10 protein-coding genes and 1 pseudogene are annotated in these 18,484 nt (G+C 33.0%); 6 read left to right on the top strand and 5 right to left on the bottom strand.

Annotated elements, in window-relative coordinates; all coding sequences use genetic code 11:
* Window positions 1–62: 62 nt before the first annotated feature.
* The 6 genes and pseudogenes from QZV12_RS11780 (at window position 63) to QZV12_RS11810 (ending at window position 9,884) form a co-directional block, all read left to right on the top strand.
* Complete coding sequence (locus QZV12_RS11780; RefSeq protein WP_295622125.1) at window positions 63–410, top strand: hypothetical protein; 348 nt, start codon at window positions 63–65, stop codon at window positions 408–410.
* Window positions 407–4,909 (top strand): annotated as a pseudogene (locus QZV12_RS11785) (amino acid adenylation domain-containing protein). Before QZV12_RS11780 ends, QZV12_RS11785 begins: the two are co-directional and overlap by 4 nt.
* Window positions 4,893–5,249: a phosphopantetheine-binding protein gene (locus QZV12_RS11795; RefSeq protein ID WP_295622128.1), complete on the top strand. Its 357-nt coding sequence runs from the start codon at window positions 4,893–4,895 to the stop codon at window positions 5,247–5,249. The pseudogene QZV12_RS11785 and the gene QZV12_RS11795 overlap by 17 nt, the downstream one beginning before the upstream one ends.
* Window positions 5,227–6,546, top strand: a complete 1,320-nt coding sequence (locus tag QZV12_RS11800; RefSeq protein WP_295622130.1) for a condensation domain-containing protein — start codon at window positions 5,227–5,229, stop codon at window positions 6,544–6,546. The genes QZV12_RS11795 and QZV12_RS11800 overlap by 23 nt, the downstream gene beginning before the upstream one ends.
* A gap of 290 nt (window positions 6,547–6,836) precedes the next feature.
* A complete protein-coding gene (locus QZV12_RS11805) occupies window positions 6,837–7,541 on the top strand; it encodes an ABC transporter ATP-binding protein (protein ID WP_295622132.1) in 705 nt (234 codons plus the stop codon).
* 69 nt (window positions 7,542–7,610) lie between these two features.
* A complete protein-coding gene (locus tag QZV12_RS11810; RefSeq protein WP_295622139.1) occupies window positions 7,611–9,884 on the top strand; it encodes an ABC transporter permease in 2,274 nt (757 codons plus the stop codon).
* A gap of 210 nt (window positions 9,885–10,094) precedes the next feature.
* Here QZV12_RS11810 and QZV12_RS11815 read toward each other — a convergent pair whose 3' ends face one another.
* The 5 genes from QZV12_RS11815 to QZV12_RS11835 all read right to left on the bottom strand — a co-directional run bounded on the left by QZV12_RS11815 (window position 10,095) and on the right by QZV12_RS11835 (window position 18,276).
* Window positions 10,095–11,399: a type II secretion system F family protein gene (locus tag QZV12_RS11815; protein WP_295622141.1), complete on the bottom strand. Its 1,305-nt coding sequence runs from the start codon at window positions 11,397–11,399 to the stop codon at window positions 10,095–10,097.
* Window positions 11,400–11,717: 318 nt separating this feature from the next.
* Window positions 11,718–12,980, bottom strand: a complete 1,263-nt coding sequence (locus QZV12_RS11820) for a CpaF family protein (RefSeq protein ID WP_295622146.1) — start codon at window positions 12,978–12,980, stop codon at window positions 11,718–11,720.
* A gap of 67 nt (window positions 12,981–13,047) precedes the next feature.
* Entirely contained in the window at window positions 13,048–14,298 is a 1,251-nt protein-coding gene (locus QZV12_RS11825) for a tripartite tricarboxylate transporter permease (RefSeq protein WP_295622148.1), read from the bottom strand.
* A gap of 488 nt (window positions 14,299–14,786) precedes the next feature.
* Window positions 14,787–15,491 carry a hypothetical protein gene (locus tag QZV12_RS11830; RefSeq protein WP_295622150.1) on the bottom strand — a complete coding sequence of 235 codons (705 nt, stop codon included), beginning with the start codon at window positions 15,489–15,491 and terminating at the stop codon, window positions 14,787–14,789.
* A complete protein-coding gene (locus QZV12_RS11835; protein ID WP_295622157.1) occupies window positions 15,469–18,276 on the bottom strand; it encodes a hypothetical protein in 2,808 nt (935 codons plus the stop codon). The genes QZV12_RS11830 and QZV12_RS11835 overlap by 23 nt, the downstream gene beginning before the upstream one ends.
* Between the last annotated feature and the right edge of the window lie 208 nt (window positions 18,277–18,484).

The following is an 18,484-nucleotide window of genomic DNA, read 5'->3' on the forward strand; positions in this document are numbered from 1 at the left end:
ATTTATATAAGCAATCATGCGAACATACCAAAATCGACATTGAAAATTATTTAGAGGATGAAGTGAGCTACTATTCCATTCATGACTTTGAAAACTTTAACTACGATTCAAAAATCAAAGAGAACTTTTACATATACAATTGCTTCGGAAATGCATTAACATTAAATGTATATGAAAATCACCTTAATTTTATTTATCATGCAGATTTATTTTCAGCAGAGTATATGAAGCATATGGGAGACAATCTTGACTCTTTAATTGAGCGCCTTCTTGATTCTCCTAATCAGCTTTTAAAGGATGTAAATATTCTTTGCGAAAGTGAAGAAAGTTTGCTTTCTGATTATACAAAAGGAGAATATGCAGAAGTGGAGCAAGGCTACGTATTTCCAAAGGATTCCGTAAGCATGTGAAGGAAAATCCTGATGCCCTTGCAGTTGATGACGGCATCAACCAAATAACTTATGGAGAATTGGAAAAATCAAGCAATTCCATTGCAAATGACTTGTCATTAAATCATGGAATCACTAGGGGAAGCCATGTTGCATTGATTTTGCCTCGTACATACCATTTTGCAGAAATGGTTTTGGCCATAAACAAGTTAGGTGCTGCATTTGTTCCTATTGACCTCATATATCCTAAAAAGCGTATGCAGCATATGATTGATATTTCTGAATCCGAATGCATTATCACAACTAAAGACCTTTCACAGCAATATGATTTTGGCCTTGATGTAATCTGCATTGAAGATTTGGATAGAAACAGCGATGTTGAAGTGGAGATAATGGCTAAAGGAGAGGACCTCTTTTCAATCATGTTCACTTCAGGTACTACAGGCCTTCCTAAAGGAGTAATGAGTTCAAACCAGCAGCTTGGAGGGGTGTTTCTTGCCTTTGAAAACATCTTTAATATCTCCTATGGAGACCTTGTAGGATGTTCCCTAAGCTTCAGCTTCATTGCATCCTATCTAATCTATGTTACATTGGATTTAGGAGAATGTGCAAGAATCTATAATGAAAATGAGCAAAGGGACATTCTGTCATTGATCAAATCACTTAAGGAAAATCACATGAACAACATTATTCTACCTCCTTCTGTCGGCATTCCAATTCTTGAAAATGAGGATATTCAATTGGATTACCTTGTTTTTGTAGGAGCAAAATTAGATGAATTAAGCAAAAAGGAAATAAATACCCAATTGGTCAACTTCTACGGTACAACTGAAATCATATTTGGTGTAACAAAGGTTTATGACATAAACGACGTTGAAGGCAATCATGTCCCTATTGGAAAACCAGTTACAAACACCAACGTATATATTTTAGATGATGAGCTAAATCAAATGCCAATAGGAGTTCCAGGAGAAATCTGTGTTTCAAGCAGTTATATAAGTCCAGGATATTACAATAACCCTGAAATGACAAGGAAATCCTTTGTAGAGAATCCATACAGCGATAGTGAAGAAAATAGAATAATGTATCGTACAGGAGACATGGGATATTATAATTTTGATGGAGAAATCGAAATCATTGGTCGTGAAGATGACCAGTTGTCTGTTAGAGGATTCCGTATTGAGGCTGGAGAAATATTAAGCATCATAAAACAATTCGAAGAAATTGAAAATCTTTATTTGGATGTTGATGGAGAGGCTTTGGTTTTATACTACACAACAAACAGCGAATTGGATATAGAAACTGTTAAAGATGCATTAATAGAGGATTTGCCTCGCTATATGGTCCCATCACTTTTCATTGAAATGGATGAGATACCTTTAAACCTAAATGGAAAAATCGATAAGGTAGCATTGAAAAGGATGACAAAGGAAAAAACTGAAATTGACATCAATGATTACGTATTGGCTACCGTTATTGATGCATATAAAGAGATTCTAAACACTGATGTAGTATATATGGATGACAATTTTATAGAATTGGGAGGAACTTCATTGTCTGCAATGAAATTGCAGATATATCTAAAGGAGAAATTTGGAACTAGCTTAAGTTCCAATGAGATACTTGAGCTTTCAACCCCTGCAAAAATCACTGAGCACATCAAATTCAATATGGATGAAGATGCACCAATAACCCTAAACTATAGCTTTGAAGAGGGATGCCCAATATCCAATGCCCAATTAAATGTATATCTTGATGAAATGGTAAATGATATGGGAACAGGGTATAACAACCCATTTAAAATGGAAATTGACAGCAAGGAATATTCAATTGAAAACATCAAGGAAGCATTGCTTAAATTGTATGATGCATTCCCTGTATTAAAGGCACGGATTGCAAATGATGAAGATGGGCCAAGATGTGTTTTTGACGCTGAAGCGGAAATCATTGAAGGTGGATATGAAGATGTGAAAACATTTGTAAGGCCTTTTGATTTAGAAAAGAATCTTTCTAGATTCTTAATTGCACCTCATGAGGATAAGATTATCTTATGCAGTGACTTCCATCATTTGGTTTTTGACGGAACATCATTTGTAATAGTCTTTGAAAGATTGTATTCCATCCTAAATAATATTGAGCTTGATTTCATTGATGACGAAATTCTAAAGCAGATCTCATTTGAAGAGGCTATCAGCCCAGATTATGAAAATGAAGCTCAAGAATTCTTTGATATAATGTTGACAGACAGTGATGAGATTGATGAGTTGTTGCCATCTGTAGAGATTGAAAAGACAGTGAATAATACTGATAATGAATCTTACATTAGGGAAGATTCTCAAGCCGTTTATAGAGAGAGCTTTGAGATTGATATGGATCATTTGACTTCCTTCCTGCAGAAAAATCAAATCACCCCAAACCAATTTTTCACAAGTGTCTTTGCATATGCATTGTCAAGATTCACAGGCTCTTCAAAAGTTTTATTTAATCTAATTGAAGACGGCAGAGGCCATATAGACCTATCCCAGTCTGTAGGAATGTATGTTAAAACCTTGCCACTGGTTATTGACTGTGAAAATCAGGAAGTGAATTCATATCTCAAGAATTCTGCAAAGCTAATCAATGCAGCTATGAAATATGACCTGTATCCATTCCATATTTTAGCTAATGAATACGATTTGAATTCAAACATCTTATTCCAGTATTCCCACGAAATCTTCTCCACTGCATTAAATCAGAACGAATTTGGATTTAATGTTGACGAAATGAATCATGACTTAACCAATGAATTCTCATTTTCCATATTCAATCTTGGAAAAGATGAAATGGCAATAGGAATAGAATTCACAGAGAAATATTCCAGAAAGTTCATTGAACAGTTTTCAAAAACCTATAAGACCATCTTAGAGGAAATGCTTAAAGTGGAGAAACTGGAGGAAATCAATTATATTGACGAAGAAGACATAAAGCTTTTAAACAGCTATAATGAAACTTCCCACCCTCTAATCCATAATGACATTCTAGATGCCTTCAATGAAAATCTTGCCAAATATCCAGATAATGCTCTTGTAAGCTTTAAGGAAAGGAGCTATACCTATGCTGAAGGGGCATTCATTGCAGAAAAAATAGCTAAACACTTAAGAGACTTAGGTGTTCGCTCACAGGATTATGTCGCTTTTCTTGTTGAGAGGTCTGAAATGTATATGTTCAGCACTTTAGCCATTTTGTCTATAGGTGCAATTTTTGTGCCATTGGATGATGGCCATCCAGATGACCGTATTGAATATATTCTAAAGGACACCCAATCAAAGGTCATTATTGTCAGTGATGAAACCCTACAACGAACTAAAGAATTAGAGAATGATGCAATTATCGTCAATATTTCAGACATTGCAAAAGAGAATAATGGACAATTGGAAAGCATACCTATCTAATATGGTGAATTAGGCTGCATTTTGTATACAAGCGGTACTACAGGTCTTCCTAAAGGTGTGAAAGTTCCTAGAAAAGCTATTGTTAATTTAGCGGACTTTTATGTCAGGACATATGGATTAACTAACAAGGATGTTTTCGGACTTTATTCTGCCATAGGCTTTGATGCAGCATATAAGGCAATATTTGCTGCCATATTTATAGGAGCCTGTTTGGATGTCATTCCAAGTGAAGTGAAATTGAATATGAGTGCATTAAACAATCACTTTATAAACCAAGGCATTAATCATGTCGATATCACAACACCTGTTGCTAAGCTTTTGATTAATCATGTTCAAGATATTCCATTAGATGTCTTATTTACTGGAGGAGAAAAGTTAGGGGAATTCAGCCAAGAGATAAATTGTCGTTTTGTTGATGGATATGGACCTACTGAAGCCTATGTGGAAGTTTCAACCATTGATGTCAAGGATAGGATTGATCCATCATCTATAGGTCGTTTGGTCAGCAACATTAAGGCATATGTTTTGGATAAGGAATTCAGACGTGTCCCTATAGGTGCTGTTGGTGAATTGTACTTGGCAGGTAATCAAATAGCCAAAGGATATTTAAACAGGAAAGATGAGACCAATAAGGCCTTTATAGAAAATCCATTCCAAGATGACGAGGACTATAGAATATTATATAATACTGGAGATATGGTGCGGATTTTGCCTGATGGAACCATAGGCATTGTTGGACGTCATGACAGCCAGGTTAAAGTAAGGGGTAACCGTGTGGAATTGTCTGAAATTGAGGAAGTCATACGTGAACTTGACTTTGTAAAAGACCTTACAGTGCAAACTGTTAAAAACGAAACCAATAACGAACTTGTAGCTTATGTTGTTTCAGACAAGAAACTTGGAGAAAAGGAACTTAAAGATGCAATATGCTCATATGTGGCAGAATATAAGCCTCAATTCATGGTTCCTTCATTTGTCATTGATATGGATAAGATTCCACTGAATGTCAACGGAAAAGTGGATAAGCGAGCATTGCCTAAAGTCAATAGGGGGAAGAATTCGTGGAGAATATGTGGCACCAAGAAATGAATTGGAAAAGGAAATCGTTGAAGCCTTTGAAAAAGTGTTCAATTTAGAAAAAGTCAGTGTATATGACGATTTCTTCAATTTAGGTGGAGATTCATTAACTGCAATTAAAGTATTGTCCTATCTTGACTCCAATATCACTATGGCAGATATTTTAAGTTTCCGTACCCCAGAAGACATTGCTAAAAACATCATCGATTTCCATTTTGATTTAGACATGTATTCATTGGAAAGCGGTTGTCCATTAAATTCTGCACAGGTCAATGTGTTTGCAGACATAATGGTTTACAATAAGGGAGATTCCTATCAGACCAAGTTATATGCCTATCCCGAAAACATATAGCCTTAAGACCATTCTTGAAGCAATGGATAAATTGATAGAGGCGCACCCAATTTTAAGCATGGTTTTAAGCGATGAATTTGAAGACAATGACAAGAATCATTTGAAGGATAATTGGAATGTGACAAAGGATTTGGCAAACCTAGTGAAAACCTTTGGAATGAAAAGACTTTTAAGTTTAGCCAATGGATATGGGGCAGGAAATACAAAAGGACTCTATAAGATGATTAGAACCATTATAAAAATCTTTAAGGGAGAGTATCCTATTTTAGTAAAAGGAAGCAAACCTCCAATTATAGTGGAAAACACTTTCGATAAGAAATTCATCACAGATTTCTATGCTGAAACTTTGGATTTACACGATCATTTGGCTAAGTTCCTTATTATTGAATCTGAAACCACATATTATCTGTTTTCCCAAGTGCATCACATAATTTTTGATGCCACATCTGCAGGAGTGATGAAAAATGACATTCAGACCCTTCTTGATGGAGGAAGCATTGAATATGATGACACATTCTTATATACATCTGCCTTATCACATGAAATAAGGGAAAGTGAAATTTTCGATGAGGCAATGGAACATTATGAATCTGTATTGGCAAATCTTGATAAGACAGAGAACTTGCCAGAAGACAAGAAAGGCAAAGGATATTCCATGTCATATAGTAATTTGAACATTGATAAAGAAGCATTCAAATCATTTTTAAGGGAAACAGGAACCACTGAAAACATATTCTTCACAAGTGTTTTTGCCTATGCATTATCCCAACTGTTTTCAGGAGACAATGTTTTGATTTCAATCATTGAAAACGGACGTGATATCCTTAATGAAAACTTTATTGGAATGACCTCTAATGTTATGCCATTGGTATTGGACTGCCATGACCAAAGCATAGAATCATTTGTAGACTATATGTCCAAAATGGTTTTTGGAGTTACAAGATACAGCTTTTATCCAATTTTATACCTTTATCTCAACTATAATTTTGAAGTGAAGACATTGTTCCAATATGTGCCAAAATGGATTGCAGATGAACTAACAGATATTGAAGATATAAGCTCTTCAGAAATCGTGAACACAGTTCTGAATTCCTATGATGACTTCCTTACTGAACTCTTTGTTCAAGTTCATCAAACTGATGATAATTATCGTTTAATAATTATCAATTCAAATAAATATTCTAAGGAAAGTATGCAAAAGCTCCAAGATGCCTTTACAACCATCATTTCAAATATTTTTGATGCAGACAAGTCATCTAATATAAGTGGCCTTCTTAAGGAGAATCCAGAAGGCTAATTATGGATTAAAAGCAATATTTGTTATTGAATGTGTAAATAAGAATTTAGAGAATGTTTTATTGTTATAATGTTTCATGAGTTTAAAGAAAAAATGTTTATTGAAATTTAATGAATTTGATGCTGAATAAAAATAAATCATTAAAATTGTTATAAAAAGTAAATGCTAAAATGCTGAAAAAAAATAAATCATTAAAATTGTTATAAAAAGTAAATGCTAAAAATTAACTATTAAAATTATAAAAATATGGATTACTAACTAATATTATGAAAAGTTTTATGAGGGATGTTATGAGTGCTATTATCGAATTTAAAAATGTTAATAAGATTTACCAGTCTGGAGAGCAGCAATTAAAAGCTATGGATAATGTAAACTTCACCATTGAACGTGGAGAATTTGTTGTTATACTTGGACCTTCTGGTGCAGGTAAGTCAACTCTCTTAAACCTTTTAGGAGGACTTGATGGTGTAAGTTCTGGTGAAATCATTGTCAATAACAACCATATTGAATCATTTAACGACAATCAACTCACTGAATACAGAGCTAAAAACGTAGGATTCATTTTCCAGTTCTATAATCTGATTCCTACCTTAACTGCTATAGAAAACATCGAACTTATGAACGATGTTGTAGACGTTAAGATAGATGGATTGGAAGTATTGGATTCCGTTGGTCTTAAGGACTGGGCAAATCACTTTCCAGCACAAATGTCTGGTGGACAGCAGCAAAGAGTATCAATTGCAAGAGCAATTGCAAAACAGCCAGCAGTTCTTTTATGTGACGAGCCAACAGGAGCTCTCGATACAAACACAGGAGTATTGGTCTTAAATCTTCTCCAAGATTTAAGCAATAATCAAAACACTACAGTTGTCATTGTAACTCACAATGCATTATTGGCAGAAGCTGCAGATAAGGTTATCAGAATTAAAAATGGACAGGTTGAAAGCATAACCATCAATGAAACTCCAAAGAAAATCACTGACATAGAATGGTGATTTGTTTTATGGATGTTGAAAATACAATTGTGATGAATTTTAAGGTTGTTGATAGGAAATGGTGATTTAATGCTTTATAAAAAGATGATAAGAGATCTTAGGAATTATAAGATTCAATTCCTTTCAGTTTTCTTGATGGCATTTATAGGCGTCTTCATCTTTGCAGGAGTTGGTGGAGAGGCCTATTGTCTTGAAGAAAACATTGATAACTACTACCACGACACTAATTTCGCAGATGGCTGGATATATGGATCAGACATAAATCATGATTTTGTAGATAAGGTAAAGGATATCAATTCAACCACTGATACTGAAAGGCAGCTTTTGGTAAGTTCGGAAGGTAATTTTTCTAATAAGCCAGAAATAAAACTTCACTTTATAGAGAACAATACGATATCCAAGTTCTATCTCGTTGAAGGAGAAAAACTCAATATAAGTGATGAGGATGGAGTATGGTTAGATAAGAACTTTGCCGATAAAAAAGGCTTGAAAGTGGGAAACAATATAAGCTTTAAATTCAATGGAATGAACATTAAAAAGGAAATCAAAGGATTAGGTCTTTCTCCAGAATATGTATATAGCATCCCATACTATGCAATAGAGCCTGACCATAATGAATATGGTTTTGCTTATTTGTCCTATAAGGCATTTCCAATGGATAACGTCCCATACAATGTATTGAATGTTAAGTTCAATGGAAGTGCAGAGGACTATTCCAATGCATTGACTGATAAGTTTGAGGATGATGATTACAATTCATTCCTGACAAGACATGACCACCCAAGTGCAAACACATATGAAAATGTGGTGGAACAATTTAAGATGATGGCTGATCTTCTTCCAGTGATTTTCATTTTGGTTTCAATGCTAATGCTTTTGATCTCTATGAAAAGGCTTATAACCCATCAAAGAACCCAAATTGGTATTCTAAAGGCTAATGGATTTAAAAACATAACCATAATGCTACACTTTTTGGCATATGGAGCAATAATCGTATTTGTTGGAGCATTGTTAGGACGGATTTTAGGTCCGATTTTCTTGCATTACCTTTCATATCCTTCAATAACCTCTTTGTTCAGTTTGCCATACCTGCATCAGATTGAAGGGATGGGCCTTTTCAATGTAGCACTAGTAATGGTCTTAATCTCACTTATAGTGTCCTACTATTCAATCAGAAACATTGTCAATGAACATCCATCAACAATCATTAGGCCAAAAGCACCTAAGGCAACAACTTCATCATTCATAGAAAGGCTAAGTTTCTGGAAAAGAATGTCATTCAATTTGCGTTGGAATTACAGAGATGTCAAAAGAAATAAGTTCAGAGCAATCATGACCATAGTTGGAGTAATGGGCTGTGTAATTATTATGATTGCTGCATTTGGAATGTATGATGGAATGGAAGATGCTGAGCAGTGGGAATTTGATGCAATCGATCATTTCGAGTCAAAACTGGTAGTGGATAATGATGCAAGCGCATACGAAATCAATGATGCGAAAGATAAAGTGAATGGATCCAAGATAATGGAGGCATCTATTGAAATAGAATCCAATTCCACTAAGAAAACAGGGTCTCTGATTGTATTGAATGATACTGATTTAATTACTCCAACAGACATCAATAAAAACAAGATAGACCTTAAGGATAATGAAACAGCCATTTCACAAAAAATGGCTAATTTGTTGGGAGTTGACGTTGGAGATAAGGTAAAGATGCATCTTACAGATTCTGATAAATGGGTGAATGTGACAATTGATAAAATCGAAGGACACCCAAGCAATCAAGGATTCATAATGTCTTCTAAAAAACTAGATGACTTAGGCTTGAATTTCACAACAACAAGCATCCTTACCAAAAAGCATATTGATAAGGATTATGATGGAATCAAATCAATTATTTATCGTGACGATATGATTAAAAGTTCCAGAACTCTTAACGAGCCAATTTGGACAATCATTTACGCATTGATGTTCTTTGCAGTGATATTGGCATTGATTGTTCTTTACAATTTAGGATTGCTCAGCTTTTTGGAAATGGAACGTGACATAGGAACCCTTAAGGTTTTAGGTTTTAAAACACTTTCATTGACAAAGCTATTGATGACACAAAGTTTAGCCTTAATTATCATTGGAGGTTTGTTAGGAATTCCTTTAGGTTTTAAGGTATTGGCAATGATTTGGGAATCATCAAGTGAGAAATTCTTTATAATTCCTGAATTGTCTTTAATAAATGTGATTTCTACCTTTGCAATAGTATTACTTGTGTCCATTATTATAAACATTTATTTCTCATATAGAATCAAACACTTGGACATGGTTGATGTGCTTAAAATTTTGGAATAGGACTTATTCCAAAATTTATTTTTTTTATTTTATTTTTAATTATTGCTGTTTTTAAAAGAGTTTAAACTATTTTTTCTTTCTACCCGTTTTTTAACTTATTTACATAATTATTTTTATTCATCCTAGCCTATTTCTAACTTATTAACACAATTATTTTTATTAATTCTACCTATTTCTAACTTATTTACGCAATTATTTTTTTCAGTGAAATCATATTTTAGGCTCCAATTTCCTAATGGCAAATCCTAAAAAGACAATTATCATTGAGAAAAATACAGAATAAAGAATTAGAATCAAGTCTCCTGGAACCAAATCTCCAATAACTACAGAAGCTGCAAGCAAAATAGTCAAAATGATAACTGGAGCTAAAATAGCTAAAAAAGTATAAATCATAACGAATGCATTCAATTTTTCACTATACTCCTTTAATTTCATCCTAATGTCAAAGTTTACATCATCTGCAATGATTGTTAAGGAAGCTGAAAGATTTGCTCCAACCCATAAGCTTGTTAGAATCTCATAGACAACTCTTGAAAATGCCTGAGAATCAACTCTCCTTTCCAAATTCAAAAAAGCATCCTCTGTGCTTTCACCATATTTGATCTCTTCAAGAACTCTTGAAAACTCTAAAGAAAGAATGCCATAGTCCGATTCAATAATAGATGCCATAGAATCAAATAGGCTTTTACCGGATCTTAATTCTGTAGCTAACTGCCTTAGTGCATATGGAAGTTCCTTAGAAAATGAAGAGTAATCATTTTGTCTTTTTATCTTTGGATAATAAATTATCAAAAATGCAATCAAAATAAATGAAATCAGAAAAGCCAAAGCCAATTCCAGTGAAGTGAAATATGCAATTAACAAATCTAACGATATTATGAATAAGGAAAATCCTAACATTAATTTTTGAATCAAATATGGAATCTCCGATTCATTTACTTTAAACAGCCTATTATCCAACAAAATCAAGACTGCTTTTTCTTTAATATTATTAGAAAAACTTTTTTGACTACCCTCATTTTCATCGGAACTGTTATAATCATCATTATTTTCAATATTTAAGCTAGTGAAAATATTATTAGACCTTTTAAATCCTTTAGAATGTGTAGATAAATTAGATAGATTAGATTGATTAGAGAAATTCGAGGAATTAGTGGGATTAGATGAATTAGATGAATTAGATAGATTAGACATCTTAGATTGATTAGATAAATCAGATACATTCACGACATTTGAAGAGGAATTATTGTAATAAACTGCATTATTTGAATACCTTTTTTCCAAATCTTCAAAAATGCGGTCATTTTTAAGGAAATTACCAATTCTTGACTTTAAGGACATTGCATTCAAATCATCCTTAGAATTTTTTACATCTTTTTTTCGCTGACTACCATCACCAATATTGTTTGGAGAAAATTCATTATGCTGATGCTGTTCATCAACCTTAATATCATTATTGAATTTGCTAAAAAATGCAATAGCAAAATCAATTATCTTAAGGAATGCATTTATCATTAAATCACTAATTCTAATAAAAAAATCATCTAAAATGCCAATCACCTAATCCATAAAAAATTCCAAAAATATCAATCTTCCACAATGGAAAAAATATCCAAAATACCTAAAAAATTTCACCACCAAAATATTAAAATAACGATTGATTAAAATGAAATTTGTATCAATAACATCAATTATATTCATCAATAATTTGATTTAATACATAATTTTTATTAACATAATAATTTTCAAGTAGTAGACCTATATCCTTTTGTGAAGAAATATTATTTTTGACCAAATAGTTCAAAACCATATGCCTATTTTTCCATTCCTGATTCAATTGAGAAAGGAAACCCCCTTTAAATTAGCCATTTCTTCCAATGTTTTACTCATGATTGTCAGATTTTGAAACTGGTCATTTTCACTGTCCCACTGAAACAGCTTGCTTAACTGAATGGTTCCCTCTTCCATTCCAACAACTTCAGCAATTTCTGTAATCCTTCTAAACGAAATTCCATCAGACATATAGATTCTCTTTTCCATAATTATAAAGTCAATTAAAGATATCATGATCTTTGGAACATTCATTGGAGCATTGATCAATCTTGTTATGGTTTCACGGGAACTGTTTGCATGTAATGTGCCAAAGCCAGAATGCCCAGTATTTAGTGCAGTAAACAATGTAATTGCTTCCTTTCCCCTAACTTCACCTACTATAATCCTATCAGGCCTTTGCCTTAGAGAGTTCTTTACAAGGTCTTCAATTGTTATTTCCCCTTGATTTTCAATGTTAACTGTTCTCGCTTCCATTCTAAGGATATGCTTATGAGGTATCTGAAGCTCTAAGGTGTCTTCAATGCTTATTATCCTTTCCTTTGGATTGATGAAGATTGACAATGCATTAAGCAATGTTGTCTTTCCAGAGCTTGTTCCACCTGAAACGATAATATTTGCAGGCTTTACTCCAAGCCAATCAACGCAAAGCCATAGAAATGATGCAATTTCACTATTCAAAGTGTTGTATCTTATCAAATCAACAATGCTTAAATGGTCTTTCTTAAATTTTCTAATTGTTATTGTAGGTCCATTAGCTGAAAGTGGAGGAATTGTTGCATTGACACGTGAGCCATTTGCCAATCTTGCATCTAAAATAGGAGATTGCTGGTCTATTCTCCGATTTGTTTCACGAGCTATTGAATCAATGATATTGATTATCTTATCCTCCCCATCAAAGAAGAGATCCGTTTCCATCATGCCATATTCTCTGTGATATACAAAAACAGGAGCATTCACCCCAATAACCATTATCTCCTCTAAATCATCATCTTCAATCAATGAACTGATTTCTCCATATCCTATCAGTTCCTTCATCATGTTTCTTGCCAAATTCTCCTTATATTCATAATCAAATCTGTTCTGCAACCTATTTTCTAAGAATCGTAGAATGTCCTTTAATATTAGCTCTTCATTGAATGAAGACATTTGCTCTGAAATAGCTAAATCTATTAGATTTTCTCTCAATTCTTCCAATATGAGCTTTTCCTCATCTGAAAAGTTAAATTTAGAAACATTATACATTGGAATTATATTATTTTCCATTAAATCACCAGTCATCAAATCATTAATTTAATACATAAACCTAAATTCAGCAAATTTAATTTTTGGCTTAAATGTACATTTGCAAATAAATTATAATCGCAGGCAAGATCAATACGCCCATCAAATGTGATTTGCTGACTCCCAAATAATGAGGCAGCAGACTCATTGCAGTGGTTGTAATCAAAGCCAATGTAAGATAGAGTATAGGTCCTTCGTAGATTATTGCAAAGGCATACAAAATCCCAATCATTAACAGAATCACCCCTATTGAAAGCTTTTTATAATCTATACCCTGCATGAGATTTGAAAAGCTGTCACCTAGCTTTAAGCAAATCATCAAGGATATTGAAACTGCAATTAAAGAAGCAAAAGTGAATATCATCAAATGGGCTAAAGTGAATTCAGATATTAAATATGACATGTATACAGCAATTCCGCTCCTCGGATTACCAATTAGATATATTGCAATAAGTGAAAATAGTGTGTCTGAAGTATTTAATCCACTGTTAGCCAATAGGAAATTCTTAGTGTCATCCCCATCATCGCTTGTGCCGCATGCTCCCTGAGCTATAATGCTTCCTTGAGCTGGACCGAACCCTGGCAAAAATCCTAAAATAGCTCCAGCAGTTCCTCCAGCAAAGATGCTTTTTATTGCATCCTTATCAATGAAGAGGTCGTAATATTTGTTTTGATGAGGAATTGAAGAGCTGTCATTCAAGCTAAACAATATTGTGCTGATTCCAAACAGTCCGCTAAAGGTGCACATTAAGGATATTCCAGATGAAATCGGGGTTTGAAGCATTACCCATCCCAATATCCCTGACAAAATAAAAAGGAGGAGTGACCAAAGAAATGCAATTCGGCCATTGCTCAACCTATGAATCATATACACTGATACAACAGCCAAGATCATCCAAGTATATGGTTTAGATATTCCCTGCAGAAATGGCAATGCAACTGCAAATACAGGCAACATGACAATAACTACAAGAATGGCTCCAAAGCCGCCGACAGAAACTATGCGAATAGCCTCCTTAGATCTTCCTTCCAAAACCATCCTATGCCCTGGAAGAACAGAGGTGGCAGTTCCTTCTTCAGGAACTCCAAGCAACATAGATGGAACAAATTCGATAAGAGCATGAGCTATTGACATTGCCACGAATATGACACATAAGAATTCTGCAGATATGTAATTCAATAAAAATGCCGAAGATGCAAACATGATAGCTCCTGCAGTATTGACATGTATTCCAGGAATCATTCCAGTACATGTCCCTATGCCAATGCCAATAAAGCATGCCAAAACCAAATCGAACATATTAACACCATAATTTTTTCTTGCTAATTTAAGCAGTTTCAATACAATACTTAATTTATACGAACTTATATTTAAATTAAGCAGTAAAAAATGGTTTAAATATTAAAATAAGATTAAATAATTAATATTATAATGAATAAATGATTTAAAATTAAAAAATTAAAATAAAAATAGAAATTATAACGAGTTAATAAAATTAAAACAATATTAATCCAATTTGATAATGTGAAAATATATTTCATTTTTATTGGAATAGTAAAAAAATAAGATAAAAAATTCTAAAAAATAGTAAAAACAAGAATAAGCCCAAATAGTAAAAAAATAAGATAAAAAATTCTAAAAAATAGTAAAAAAAATAGAAAAAAATAGTAAAAAAAACTAAAAGAATAGTTTAAAAACTATTCTTTGAGTTTAAAAATCAATTTTGTTAATTGAGTTAAAAACTTAGTTATTAATAATTATAATTGAGTTAAAAACTTAGTTTAATGTTAAATTTCAGATTTGTTTACTGCAGCATTTGTGCTGTTTTCAACATCATTTCCTAAGGCAATTTTAAATAACTTTGTATCCTGGCTTTGGTCAATTTCCATATTTCCTATATTATAGACGGTAATGTTATAGTCGCCACAAGTTAAACCATTTATCAATACATAATCATCATTAGTCAATTGATCAAGAACAACACCATCTTGATTAGATATTACCACTCTAACATCTGCTGAACGATTAACAATAGTAAAGTTAATCTGTTCTGGAATATCTGGATAAACAAAGACTTTACCATCAGGAATATCTATATTGACAGAACTTGAATTTCTGACTATATGATAAGTGTCATTCACAGAAATATATGTGTAGTAATCATCATCAGGGTGATATACCTTAAAGGTATAACGCCAGGAATCCAAATCGACTGGATTATAACAAACCTTATTATCCATATCGGTAGTTTTAGTAACTGTAGTGACATACTTTTTGAGTATATCATCCCAAACTTCGATAACAATTTCAACACCAGGAGCAGAATAATAATCCGGCGCAAAAACATCAGAATTAACTTCACCATCATACCAATAGGTAACATTTTCAAAGGATACAGCATGAACATCTGCATAGATTGCATGGACATAAGTGTTGGTTCCCATAAAGATTACATTAATCATATAATCATCATAATTCATTTTCCATATCATAGGATTCTCCCTTATTCTTAAGGAAAATGCTGTTTCTAATATCCGCAAAACCGCCCACATAAACTGCTGAACCGGATTTCGCATAGTTATAGTAGAACTCAGAACCATTTACAAATAGGTTATTATCAACAGTTGAAAAAATTGCACCACCCTTTTGAGCCTGATTTCCAATGAAAACAGACCCATCAACAGCTCCGCCATTTTCAAAGTAGAGGGCAGCTCCATTTTGAGCAGTGTTATTATTGAAATCAGAACCTACTACAGTGCCTTCAGCAGCAAAGTAAACTGCTCCACCATTATTTGCAGAGTTATTTATGAAAGTACAATTCTCTATTAAGCATGGCTTTTGAGATAAGATTCCACCACCATTCTCACATGAGAAACCATTGATAATCTTAAGGTTCTTTATGGTTACATTCTTTGCTTGAATATCAAAGATTCTTGCAAGATTTTTTCCATCAATGGAATGTCCATCTCCAGAAATAACCAAATTATCTCCAGAAATTACGACACCTCCAATTAAAGAGCCATCATTAACTGAGCTAAATGCGACATCCTTAGTTATATGGAATTCACCATCATCATAATGATAAGGATCATATAAATAATAATGGGCAATTATATCCTGAAGTGTTGTGAATTCAATTACAGACTCTGGAGTTGTTTTTTCCAAAATATTGAATTCAGTTGAATTTTCTACTGATTTTACTATGTGATAACCATTGAAAAATGCCTTTACACCATATGTTCCAACAGTCAAATCTGGAATCCAATAAAGTTTAGAACCATGACCATTTACAATTTCCACAGTAGAATTTTCATTGAGGAATTCTACTGTAACATTTCCATTGATTGAATCATGTAAAAATACATCAACAAAGACTGCACCTAAATCACCATAAACGACATCATTAACATGAAGGCTTAATTGAGGATCAACCTTTTTAACAATATGCATACCCATAGCACCAGAGGTATAGATATTTGTATCCAAATAGAAGTATCCTTCCTTATAAGGAATAGCAGTAATCTTGATTATTCCATCTTCTACAAGTATTTTTTCAACTATGCCCATATTATCCCTAACACGGCTGGATATATAATCTTTGAGCAAGTATATTGGATTGTTTAAATCTTTCCCATCTTTAGTTCTGAAAAATACCTCAAAATCGACTTTATCAAAATTCTGTTCAGACCTCACATTATAAACAGCATAAGATTTGTCAACAACATGAGTGTTATAATTTAGATTAAACAGATTGTTGAAATTAGGAGCATTGGTGCCATACCAATTTTGGTCTACTATTATCTTTGAGTTACTATATACAATTTTACCATACTGTGCATTGCCAGTGTTTAAAAAAGCATTATTATATAAAGTTATAGGTGAAGCCAATGATGCTATTGCTGCTCCAATACCAACATTACTTTTTACTTGATTTCCCATAAATAGACAGGAAGTGAATTTGAGTTGACCTTTTTTCCAAATATATATTGCCCCACCACCATTATAGGCTATATTATTTATAAATGCACAGAAATTACAGGTCATATCAGTATCATCATATGTAAGAATTGCTCCACCTAGATATGCATCATTATCCTTAAAGAATAGATTTTCAAGAGAACTGGTGAATCTATTTGTAGCTATTGCTCCACCATATTCTCCTTTATTTCTTTCAAAGCGACTTGGAGCGCTTGTAAATGCCAAATCATTTGCTCTAATTGCTCCACTATAATTATGTGAATTTTCAAGACTAATGTCAGTGAAATTACATCCATCCACTAGAAGGGAAGTTTTAGAATAAACAGCCCCCTCCCAATCTTCAGCCTTATTGGATTGGAAACTACAGTCTATAAGTATCAATTGACCTTTACACCAAACAGCACCATCATCATCTTCAGCTTCATTTCCAATGAAAGTGGAATTTACAATTGTTAATTTATTGCCTGTTCTGTCAGCTATTGCTCCACCACTATCTTCAGCCCAGCAATTTTCAAAGCGACAGGCTATTACAGTACCAACGGCATTGCCTTCAAAGGATATTGCACCACCATTATCTCCATCCTTATTGTAACCATTTGAAAAACAGGTATTTTTAAAGATAATGTGTCCAGATTTAACAATGAAATAATGATCATGCTTACTGCTTCCTGACAAATCAATCTTTTTGCCATTTCCATCAAAAACAATATCCATATTTGAATCTATAGTTAATTTTAGCTTATCCTTGATTGTGGATATATCCCCATCTAAACGAATAACATTAGTGTGTTCCAATGGCAAATCCCATCCATATTGAGAACGGAATTGCTCATTCATTTTCTTTTTCAAATCCTTGTTTGTTGTTTGCATATACTGTAAACACAAATCAAGTTCCTTTAAATCCTTAGCGGTAATCACAAGATCAGGAAGAGTTGAAACACTGTTTTCATTAGAGAATTCAGAATTATTATCAACACTAGTTAAAGCATCCTTTTTTTCTAAAATAAGGCTTTCATCACTGCCAACACCATCAGCAGCGACATCATTAATAAGTTTATCATCTACACTACCATCTTCATTGGTAGATCTTTCCTGTAAGTCTTTATAAAAAATAGAATCATCCCGACTTATAGAATCGTATTCATATTTTAAGTCAATATCATCCACTTGACTTAAATCAAATTTCTCATTTTCTAGCATTAATTGGGTTGAATCATCCATTTCAGCTGCACTTGCACAAATGGAACCCAATAAAATAAACACTAGGAATAATGAAAAAATAATAGCATATTTTTTCACAGTTTACCCCCATTTACATTATTCAATAGACAATACTATTTTAAAAAACCCTATATAAATAGATTTTGGCAAGCAAGTGGTTACTTGCACTTTAAATAGAAAAATAAGACAAAATAGTGAGAATTAAGAAAAAAGAATTAAAAATAAAACAAAAATACTTAAAAAAGCCTAAAAAATAAATAAAAACTCTATAAAAAAAAAAAAAAAA

Origin of the sequence: uncultured Methanobrevibacter sp. (genome assembly GCF_902769175.1) — an archaeon.
GTDB lineage: Archaea > Methanobacteriota > Methanobacteria > Methanobacteriales > Methanobacteriaceae > Methanobrevibacter.